General features: G+C 67.1%; 2 protein-coding genes. One reads left to right on the top strand and one right to left on the bottom strand.

Translation table 11 applies throughout. The annotated features are described in order from the left end of the window. On the bottom strand, positions 1-1586 hold a 1586-nt coding region (gene secA, locus ACTS11_RS13735; protein WP_442640870.1), incomplete at its 3' end, for a preprotein translocase subunit SecA. A 229-nt stretch (positions 1587-1815) separates the two neighbouring features. Between secA and ACTS11_RS13740 the strand changes: the two genes are divergently transcribed. Further along, a complete protein-coding gene (locus ACTS11_RS13740) occupies positions 1816-2658 on the top strand; it encodes a peptidylprolyl isomerase (protein WP_442640871.1) in 843 nt (280 codons plus the stop codon). Positions 2659-2840: the final 182 nt, after the last annotated feature.

The following is a 2840-nucleotide window of genomic DNA, read 5'->3' on the forward strand; positions in this document are numbered from 1 at the left end:
CGGATCTCCTCGTGGTCGCCCTCCGGGTTCGCGGCGATGGCCTCGATCACCTTGAACTCGACGTTGCCGCCGAGCTTGATGTCGGTCCCGCGCCCGGCCATGTTCGTGGCGATGGTGATCGCGCCGAGCTTGCCCGCGTCGGCGACGATCTGCGCCTCCTGCTCGTGCTGGCGCGCGTTCAGGACGTTGTGCGGAAGCCCGGCCTTCTTGAGAAGCTGGCTCAGCATCTCGGACTTCTCGATCGACGTCGTGCCGACGAGGACGGGCTGCCCTTTCTCGTGCGCCTCGCGGATCGCCTCGACGATGGCGGCGTATTTCTCGGTGCCGGTGCGGTAGACCTGGTCGTCCTCGTCGATGCGGGCGATGGGCCTGTTCGTCGGGATCTCGACGACGCCGAGGCCGTAGATCGACATGAACTCCTCGGCCTCGGTGGCGGCCGTGCCGGTCATTCCGGCGAGCTTGTCGTAGAGGCGGAAGTAGTTCTGGAACGTGACGCTCGCCATGGTCACGTTCTCGGGCTGGATCTTGCAGCCCTCCTTGGCCTCGATGGCCTGGTGCAGGCCGTCGGACAGGCGGCGGCCGGGCATCATGCGGCCGGTGAACTCGTCCACCAGCACGACCTCGCCGCCGCGCACGATGTATTGCTGGTCGCGGTGGAACAGCTTGTGCGCACGAAGCGCGTTCGTGACGTGGTGGACGATCGTGGTCGATTCCGGGTCGTAGAGGCTCTGGCCCTCCGGCAGGATTCCGTTCGCGTGCAGCGTCTCCTCGAGAAAGTCGTTGCCCTCGTCGGTGAAGGTCGCGCTGCGCTGCTTCTCGTCGAGGGTGTAGTGCTCCTCGGTGACGAGCGGGATGACCTTGTCGATGGCGACATAGAGGTCCGAGCGGTCCTGACTCGGCCCCGAGATGATGAGGGGCGTCCGCGCCTCGTCGATGAGGATCGAGTCGACCTCGTCCACGATGGCGAAGTTGTGCCCGCGCTGGGCCATCTCGGCGAGGCTCGAGCGCATGTTGTCGCGCAGGTAGTCGAAGCCGAGCTCGTTGTTCGTGGCGTAGGTGATGTCGGCGGCGTAGGCCTCGCGCTTCTCGCCGTCGGGCTGGCGAGGATAGACCACCCCGGTCGTCAGCCCGAGCGCGGCATAGACCTTGCCCATCCACTCGGCGTCGCGCTTGGCGAGGTAGTCGTTCACCGTGACGATGTGGACGCCCTTGCCCGACAACGCGTTGAGATAGGCGGGGAAGGTCGCCACCAGCGTCTTGCCCTCGCCGGTCTTCATCTCGGCGATGTTGCCGCGGTGCAGGAAGATGCCGCCGATGAGCTGAACGTCGAAGGCGCGGAGGCCGAGGGCGCGGCGGGCCGCCTCGCGGCAGTTCGCGAAGGCCTCGGGCAGGAGGTCGTCGAGGCTTTCGCCCTCGGCGACGCGCTTCTTCAGCTCCGCGGTCTTCGCGACGATCCCCTCGTCGGTCAGCTTGTGGAACTCGGGCTCGAGGGCGTTGATCCTCTCGACGATGGGCCTCACGCTCTTGACCTTGCGGTCGTTCGGCGAGCCGAAGACCTTCTTCGCGATCGTGCCAAGTCCGAGCATGTGAAACGCCTTCCCGCCGCCCCATCCCGTCAGATGGCGCAACCTACCTCAAGTCATCGTGTGGGGCATCCGGGTTGTTCGGCTCATCGCGGCAGTCTAGAAACGGCGGCAAGACGGCCTCAGGCCCCGATGCGAAACCCGCATGGGACATAAGACCGGGCCGATAGACTGTCAACGCGGCCCTCCGTAGGCACTTCGGGGGGCCATTCCCTGAAGGAAGGCCCCCAACATGAAACGACTCCTCGCCAGCGCCGCCGTCGTGGCCTTGACCGCCATGCCGCTCGCCGCCCAGGAGACCGAAGTCGGCGCGGACACCGTTCTCGCCACCGTGAACGGCACCGAGATCACCGTCGGGCACCTGATCGCCATGCGCCAGATGCTGCCGCCGCAGTACCAGGAACTCCCGGCGCAGGTTCTCTTCGACGGAATGCTCGAGCAGCTCGTGCAGCAGCAGGTCCTCGCCGATGTCGCGGCCGAGGAGATGGACACCGCCACCGCACTCGGCCTCGAGAACGAGCAGCGCGCCTTCCTCGCTGCGACCTTCGTCGACGACGTGGCCATGGCCGAGCTGTCGGAGGAGGAGATCGCCGCCGAGTACGATGCGCAGTTCGCCGCCGCCGACCCAGTCCCCGAGTTCAACGCCAGCCACATCCTCGTGGAGACCGAGGAGGAGGCGCAGGCCATAATCGATGAGCTGACCGCCGGCGCCGACTTTGCGGATCTCGCCGCCGAGCGCTCGATCGGGCCCTCCGGTCCGAACGGCGGGCAGCTCGGCTGGTTCATGGCGGGCATGATGGTGCCCGAGTTCGAGAACGCCGTTTTCGAGCTCGAGCCCGGCGAAGTCTCCGTCCCCGTCCAGACCCAGTTCGGCTGGCACGTCATCCTCCTCAACGAGACGCGCGAGCAGGAGCCCCCGGCGCTCGATGAGGTTCGGGCCGACCTGGTGGACGGCCTCCGCCGCGCCCGTGTCGAGGCCCGCATCGACGAGCTGATGGCCGCGGCCACGATCGACCGGCCGGAGCTTGACATCGACCCGGCCGTGATCGCGAATGACGCTCTCCTCGAGGAGTAGGCGCGCGGGATCGTGATGGCGAAGGCGGACAAGAAGACGAAGAAGGCCAAGGCCGAGGGCAAGGCCGGCAAGAAGGGCAAGGGTGCGGCGAAGGCGGCCGCAGCCTCCGCCGCTCCGAAGAAGAAACCGTTGCAGGTGTCGCCGCTGGCACCCGCGGCGTCTCCGTCCATCCCGCCTGTCGA

Origin of the sequence: Roseicyclus sp., from assembly GCF_052168335.1 — a bacterium.
Classification (GTDB): domain Bacteria; phylum Pseudomonadota; class Alphaproteobacteria; order Rhodobacterales; family Rhodobacteraceae; genus Roseibacterium.

What these genes read in the sequence shown, in the direction of transcription:
- ACTS11_RS13740 (WP_442640871.1), top strand. Translation starts at nt 1,816, where the DNA reads ATGAAACGACTCCTCGCCAGCGCCGCCGTCGTGGCCTTGACCGCCATG.